Consider the following 7,291-nt stretch of genomic DNA (forward strand, 5'->3'; position numbering starts at 1 on the left):
GGAAGCTCACCACATGCCCACGGAAAGCGAGTGATTTCCAGGTCCTCCAATTCTGCCCCAAGAAAAGGAAACAGGCTGACAAACCTCTCGAAATTGAGTCTTACAGAATACTGCACGTTTGTTGAATAGCTATAATATTCTAATTGGTCCTCATTTATTTAAACTATAAAATAGCGTGTACCGTACTCAATAAAATAAAGAATAACAATTCGGTGAATTATGTGAATATTAAGCCTTCAATCGCTTACAAAAAATAAAATATTTTTTTACATGCAAACCTGTTTACAAACGCTCATAAGGGCTCTATAATCCCGATTGTACTAAAAATTTGTTCGACACAATCTTGCAATTTTCGAAAGAAGGAGGTTTTCTGATGCTTAAGAAATTATGGTCATTTCTACTAATGAATATCGGAGCTCTGGCGGTGGCGGTTAACGTCCATTTCTTCTTATCTCCGAACGATTTAGCAACAGGTGGAGTGAGTGGTCTTTCCATCGTTTTGAATAAAGTAATGCCTGATCTATCCTTAGGGTTGATCATGCTCATCTTGAACATTATCTTGTTTGTCGTCGGTATTATCTTTTTAGGATTCCAATTTGGTGCCAAAACGATCTATGCAAGTTTTGCATTATCTTTTATGGTTTGGGGTCTTGAAACCTATTTTCCTATGCAAGAGGCATTGAGTAATGACATCCTTATTCAGTTGATTATTGGTCAAATTATCGCTGCATCCGGTATGGCCATAGTATTTCATCAGGGAGCCTCTACAGGTGGAACTGACATTATTGCAATGATTCTTCATAAATACTTTTCTGTTGATGTAGGAAAAGGTGTATTATTCTCTGATATCGCCATTGCTGTTTCTTCTATTTTCATTTTCGGTCCAGCTGTTGGTATGTATGCCTTCTTTGGTGTCATTTTGAATGGTTTAGTGATTGACTACACGCTGCAGCAATTTGATAATAATAAAGAGATTGTCATTATTAGCCAGGAGAGTGAACAAGTACGGAACTTTATTGTTCACCAATTAGGGCGTGGAGCTACGATTCACCATGCGAAAGGCGCATTTAATCAAGAAGATAAAGAAGTTATTACGACTATTTTGAACCGTAAAGATTATACTCGACTAAAAAAATATATGACAAATGTAGACAGACAGGCGTTTATTACTGTACATTCCATGAATGAGATTCTTGGTGAGAACTTTAAGCGTCTGGCCTAATCATTTTGAACCTTTGTTCTGGAAAAGCCTTGGATGATAAAAAGTTGAACGTTTAAAGAAAGAAAGCCATCAGAATTTACGAATTCTGATGGCTTTCTTTCTATTTTTTTGAGCTGATCTTATAGGAAACATTCCGAATAACATCGAAGTATTAATAAGTCCTATTGTAACTAAGGACGCTACAGAATAATTGTAGTTTTTAGTGAAGAATGAAATAATCAAAAACAAAAGCAAGATCATGAACGACAGCAGTAGTAAAAGGTTCGGTATTGTCTTCGTTCTTACTCGCATGAGAACACTTCCTCAATTTCGGTTTATTTTATCTTACATGATGTTTAAATTATCTGTCAATTTACATTATTCAATAGTATTGCCCTTATGAAACAAAAAGTATTTAAATAATTTAGAAAATTTGTTATAATGATGATGCTACAAACTGAACAGTCGCTCAATTTTAGAGGAGGCAAAGAAAATGGACCGTGAAGAATTGATTGCTCCCGAAAAGTATAATGTAATGTCAGAGGTTGAGAAATATGTCGGAGATGGGAATCGAAAAGCTTTATTATGGTTGAATGAGTCCGGCGATCAGAAAGAGATTACATACGATCAGCTCATAAGCGATGCGAACAAAATTGGAAACGCTTTCTTGGGCAGTGGCCTTAAAAAAGGTGACAAAGTACTTGTGATGATTCCACGCTTAATAGAGGCCTATCAAGTGTATAGCGCAGCATTGAAGGCAGGGCTGGTCGTCATTCCTAGCTCTGAAATGTTAAGAACGAAGGATTTGCAGTATCGAATTAATCATGGAGAGGTACGTGCAGTGGTAAGTTATCATCCATTTACCGATCAGTTTAACGGAGTTAAGGAGCTGGATCAGCTGCATAAATTTTCTGTTGGAGGTTCTAAAGAAGGCTGGCAGGATTTAGATGCCCTTATGGAGGATTATGATGAAACTCTCGAATTAGCTGATACGAGCAGGGAAGATATGGCTTTCTTATCCTATACATCCGGGACAACAGGAAATCCTAAAGGAGTCGTACATACACATGGCTGGGGGTTTGCACACTTAAAGACAGCAGCCGATAAATGGCTTGCCATTCAAGATGGTGATACCGTTTGGGCTACAGCAGGACCTGGTTGGCAAAAGTGGATATGGAGCCCTTTCTTATCTGTATTAGGGACAGGTGCTAAAGGCCTTGTTTATCAAGGTAAATTTGATCCTAAAAAGTACTTGAGCCTTATGGATCAGCATGATGTTAACGTGTTGTGCTGTACGCCAACAGAATATCGTTTAATGGCCAAAGTTGATAATCTTGATGAGTATAAATTGTCAGGACTTCATAGTGCTGTCTCAGCTGGCGAACCCTTGAATAGGGAAGTGATCGATACTTTCAGAAATCATTTCAATGTAACAGTTCGTGACGGTTATGGGCAGACGGAAAACACTCTACTTGTCGGAATTATGAAGGATATGGAAGTACGTCCAGGATCAATGGGACGTCCTACTCCTGGCAACCAGGTAGAAATCATTGATGAAATGGGGGCACCGGTAGAAGCTGGAGAAGTAGGGGATATCGCTGTACATCTAGATACACCTGCGTTATTCAAGGAGTACTTTAAGGATCCTGAGCGGACGAAGATGGCCCAGCGTGGAAATTATTATGTGACGGGTGACCAGGCGACTAAGGATGAAGACGGTTATTTTTGGTTTGAAGGACGAAGTGATGATATCATCATTAGCTCCGGCTATACTATAGGTCCATTTGAAGTAGAAGATGCACTTGTGAAACACTCGGCCGTTCAGGAATGTGCCGTGGTGGCAAGCCCTGATGAAGTCAGAGGGAATATCGTCAAAGCGTTCATCGTGCTGCAAGATGGTTATGAGAAAAGTGAAGGACTTGTCAAAGAACTTCAAGACCATGTGAAAGAACTGACAGCTCCTTATAAATATCCGAGGAAGGTAGAATTCATCGATGAACTTCCTAAAACCACATCAGGTAAAATCCGGAGGGTGGAGCTTCGAAAGCAGGAAAAAGCTAAACAGTAAAGTTCTTAAAAAAGACTTGCAGGGATGCTTACCTGCAAGTCTTTTTTAAAGGAGGGATAATAATGATCAGGGCAGCAGAAAAGAAAGATGCAGCAGATTTATCAAGGCTTATGAAGACGTTAGGCTACCCATCTAAAGAAGAAGAAATGTACAAACGTATGCATACTATTCTTCAACATGATGATTATATGACCTATGTATTTGAAGAAGAGAAAGAATGTGTGGGGATGATTGGAATGACTTACAGTGTAGCTTATCATACAGACGATCCGCATGTCCGGGTGATCGCCTTTGTGGTAGATGAGAGCAAGCAAGGAGAAGGAATTGGCAGGGCATTAATGGAACAAGCTGAAACGTGGGCAAAATTCAGAAATGCAAAAACGCTCATGCTGAATAGCGGAAACCGTAGCGAAAGGGAAGACACACACGAAATCTATAAGCATTATGGATTCACCGGGAGTGCCATCGGATTTTATAAGAAAATTTAACAAGCTGTCTGTCCTAGTTTATTGTGGACAGACAGCTTGTGGTTTTCATCTTATTTTTATTCAAGAGTTCCATACTTCCATAAGCGTACCATTTTCGCCTAACACAGGATCCGCTTTTGGAAACAAGGCTTTAGGTATTTCTTTTAATGCTTGTTCATACTCATGTTTTTCTCCTGTTTTCAAATCAAAAGACTCACCGAAAGGATAAGCTCCCATCACTTGAAAGTCCTCGGTGGCTCCTTGATTTTTATGGGCGACTCCTGCTGGTAGAATTAGTACATCTCCCTGTTCAACGTCAACCACTTTACCGTTTGGTCCTCCAAGAATCAGCGTCGCCGCTCCCTGCAAAACAGAAAGGGTTTCATGTGTTCGACTGTGGTAGTGATGATAATAGAAAATATCTCCCACCCATGTATTGGACCATCGATTTTCACGCAATAATTTTTCATAATCGTCAATCGTTCCTTTCAAGAATTGCCGGTAGATCATTGCAGGTAAATAAGGATGGTTAGGGAAGTAACCATCATCGTCAAAAACAAAACTTACAAATGTATCACTCATACATATCCACCTTCCTCATTACTCTCTCTTAAAACATTACCTAGAGAAATAGAGAATAAACATTTTTTGTATAATCATGAAACTATTCCTATTCTTCATTCGTATAATTATATAGAGCGCTATTAATAAAAGAATGTTATAAAGTTTAAACAAATATTATCTATCATTTATCCGTTTAATACCTAATTTAGCAGGATTGAAAGTGATTAATGAGGTGGAAAATATGGCGAAGAAATTTATTTACCTATTGGGAGTAGGCGTGATTATTTTAGCTGCAGTCTTTTATATGGACCATCGTTATTTTTTCAACCCGGTCGTATTTAATCAGGATTCCGTAACTCCTTATGATTGGCTGGACTATGAGCGTCCGTTGACTATGACCTATGTGAATCTTGATGAACATAGAAAGACCACTCAGATTGATAAAGAGAAGGAAATAAGAAACTTGTTAGATGCTTTGAAAAATTCTCCTAAAGCTGATGAAACAGAGATAAAAAGCGATGTGCAGGGAGCTTTAAAATTATCTAGTCGAAGCACGACTCTGTTAGAGGTCTACATATACGAAAATCATTGGAGAGTTCTAAGACGTGATCGACCTACGCGTGAAATGACCACTAATCTTGAAAACTTACTTAATCAATATTGACTCAGCCAGGGAGAGGGGATTGGCTGGGTTTCTTTTATTCAAAAACGGATAAGAATGTACTATACTTGGAAAGGATATTCATTACAGTAAACCTACTCTTAGAGGAGTGGAATAGATGAGTAAATTATTCACCCATGTATTCAATGTGTTAGTAGGGATATTGATCATCGCAGAGGGGGCTGTGTACATCTTTATGAACAATAAAGATGGAGAACTTCATTTGCGCAGTATCATTGTGACTCTATTGCTGATCATGGCATGGGGGATGTCATATTGGAAACAGTTGAAAAGTGACAATCCTAGCGCCTGGCTTATTGTCACTATCATCATTATGATTCCTATGATCCTTCCATGGCTTTTCTTCATATAGGTATAAATGTCGGTTTATGAAACCGGGAGCATGTGAAATTTCCACTGTTCCCGGTTTTTTATAGGGATATCTCATTTCTTAAGGTTTACCATGGTTTAACTATGTCCAGCTTTGTTTTTAAAGCAAATGAGGCACATTACTAGTATTTTGTCGATATATGACAAGATTTGTGTCTTTTTTTCGGTTGAAGATATATTTTCATATTAAATAGGGTATCACCTATACATAGACGATTTGTCCCCTGTCTATACAATTGTTAAAATGGGCTTTGTGCTCTTAAGGACACCTCCCCAGATTAAATCCTCGAACACTGCATTTACTTATGAAATACGTACAAACTAAAAAGAACTTAGGTCGAAGAAAGGATGATTTTGAAATGAAGACAAGATTAATTGACTGGCCGACGTTTATCGGCGCTTTGGTTTTACTTTTAGGAGTAACTCTGCCCCTAATTATATTTCCTGAAGCAGGAAAGGAGTTCGTTTCACAGGCGAACACGTTCATGACAGGGAATTTTGGTGCTCTTTACATGATTATGGGAATCGTTATTTTGGCATTTTTAATTTATGTAGCCTTCAGTAAGAATGGTTCAATCAAACTTGGGGACGAAGGAGAAAAACCTGAATTCAATACATTCTCGTGGGCGGCAATGTTATTTGCGGCTGGAATAGGTTCAAGTATCCTCTACTGGGGTGTCATTGAGTGGGCATATTATTATCAGGGACCACCGTTTGGCTTGACTCCTGAGTCGAAAGAGGCAATCCGTTGGTCAACCGCCTATGGTATTTTCCACTGGGGTCCGATCGCCTGGGCCATTTATACGTTACCAGCCTTGCCTATCGCGTACTTTTATTATGTGCGGAAAAAACCTGTACTTAAGGTAAGTGAAGCTGTTCGTCCGGTGCTCGGAGACTCTGTGGACGGTCCTTTGGGAAATGTTATTGATGTGTTATTTATGTTCGGATTACTTGGAGGGGCTGGAACGACTTTAGCCCTTGGAACTCCGATGATTGCTGAAGGTGTGAAAGATTTGACTGGTCTTCCAGCAAACCTCGGAATGAAAGCAGCCATTATGCTTCTTTGTACCTTGATCTTCGCTATCAGTGCCTATTCCGGATTAAAGCGCGGAATCAAAGTACTCAGTGATATTAATATTTGGCTGGCGATATTTATTTTAGTTTTCGTCTTTATATTTGGTCCAACTTTATTCATCAGTGAAACGACGATTAATGGACTGGGAATCATGGTGGACAATTTCTTCAAAATGGCGACATGGTTGGAGCCATTTGGTAATTTCGCGCAATTTGAAGAAACAGGCTTTCCAGAGTCCTGGACGATCTTCTACTGGGCATGGTGGCTTGTGTATGCACCATTTGTCGGATTGTTCGTTGCAAGAATTTCTAGAGGACGAACGATACGCCAGATGATTTTAGGTACGATCATTTATGGTACCGTCGGATGTATCCTTTTCTTCGGAATCATGGGGAACTTCGGCTTGTACCTGCAGCTGTCGGGAGGATTGGATGTAGTCACTTTCATGAGTGATAATGGGGCACCAGCCACAATCATTGAGATTATCAATCAGCTTCCGCTTGCGAAGTTCATGGTGCTGGTCTTTACTGTATTAGCGATTATCTTCTTAGCGACAACATTTGATTCTTCTTCCTACATTCTTGCTTCTGTTGTTCAGAAGAATGTTGAAGGAGAGCCCTTACGATGGAACCGTCTTTTCTGGGCATTCGCTCTCTGCCTAATGCCTTTAGCGCTTATGTTCCTAGGAGGACTGGACACGCTACAAACAGCTAGTATCGTTGGAGGGTTCCCATTAATCTTTATCATGTTCTTATTAGCCTGGTCCTTCATGAAGGCTTCGAACACGGATATACGGGCTTCAGACGATTATCAGCCAAGTACGATTCACATCGAACGTTGGAAAAAGCGTAAAAATAAAAAGAAA

General features: G+C 39.5%; 7 protein-coding genes. 6 read left to right on the top strand and 1 reads right to left on the bottom strand.

Annotated features, from left to right (window positions below; translation table 11 throughout):
* The first annotated feature begins 373 nt into the window (after positions 1-373).
* The 3 genes from LD39_RS08025 (at position 374) to LD39_RS08040 (ending at position 3,757) form a co-directional block, all read left to right on the top strand.
* Entirely contained in the window at positions 374-1,222 is an 849-nt protein-coding gene (locus tag LD39_RS08025) for a YitT family protein (protein WP_035544983.1), read from the top strand.
* 472 nt (positions 1,223-1,694) lie between these two features.
* Positions 1,695-3,269, top strand: coding sequence for an acyl-CoA synthetase MbcS (gene mbcS / locus LD39_RS08035; protein WP_035544989.1), 1,575 nt, complete (start codon positions 1,695-1,697; stop codon positions 3,267-3,269).
* A 62-nt stretch (positions 3,270-3,331) separates the two neighbouring features.
* On the top strand, positions 3,332-3,757 hold the full coding sequence (locus tag LD39_RS08040) for a GNAT family N-acetyltransferase (protein ID WP_035544990.1): 426 nt from the start codon (positions 3,332-3,334) through the stop codon (positions 3,755-3,757).
* A gap of 60 nt (positions 3,758-3,817) precedes the next feature.
* Here the strand turns inward: LD39_RS08040 and LD39_RS08045 are convergent, their stop codons facing one another.
* Entirely contained in the window at positions 3,818-4,318 is a 501-nt protein-coding gene (locus LD39_RS08045; RefSeq protein WP_035544993.1) for a cupin domain-containing protein, read from the bottom strand.
* Between the two features lie 223 nt (positions 4,319-4,541).
* Here LD39_RS08045 and LD39_RS08050 point away from each other — a divergent pair, with 223 nt between their 5' ends.
* The 3 genes from LD39_RS08050 to LD39_RS08060 all read left to right on the top strand — a co-directional run.
* Entirely contained in the window at positions 4,542-4,964 is a 423-nt protein-coding gene (locus LD39_RS08050) for a hypothetical protein (RefSeq protein ID WP_035544995.1), read from the top strand.
* 115 nt (positions 4,965-5,079) lie between these two features.
* Positions 5,080-5,334: a hypothetical protein gene (locus tag LD39_RS08055; RefSeq protein ID WP_035544997.1), complete on the top strand. Its 255-nt coding sequence runs from the start codon at positions 5,080-5,082 to the stop codon at positions 5,332-5,334.
* A gap of 376 nt (positions 5,335-5,710) precedes the next feature.
* Positions 5,711-7,291 (top strand): BCCT family transporter (locus LD39_RS08060; RefSeq protein WP_035545000.1); only part of this gene is annotated, 1,581 nt, incomplete at its 3' end.

This window comes from Halobacillus sp. BBL2006 (assembly GCF_000786645.1).
GTDB lineage: Bacteria > Bacillota > Bacilli > Bacillales > Halobacillaceae > Halobacillus.

Coding starts and splice junctions, on each gene's coding strand:
- LD39_RS08025 (WP_035544983.1), top strand. CDS start 374: ATGCTTAAGAAATTATGGTCATTTCTACTAATGAATATCGGAGCTCTG.
- mbcS (WP_035544989.1), top strand. CDS start 1,695: ATGGACCGTGAAGAATTGATTGCTCCCGAAAAGTATAATGTAATGTCA.
- LD39_RS08040 (WP_035544990.1), top strand. CDS start 3,332: ATGATCAGGGCAGCAGAAAAGAAAGATGCAGCAGATTTATCAAGGCTT.
- LD39_RS08045 (WP_035544993.1), bottom strand. CDS start 4,318: ATGAGTGATACATTTGTAAGTTTTGTTTTTGACGATGATGGTTACTTC.
- LD39_RS08050 (WP_035544995.1), top strand. CDS start 4,542: ATGGCGAAGAAATTTATTTACCTATTGGGAGTAGGCGTGATTATTTTA.
- LD39_RS08055 (WP_035544997.1), top strand. CDS start 5,080: ATGAGTAAATTATTCACCCATGTATTCAATGTGTTAGTAGGGATATTG.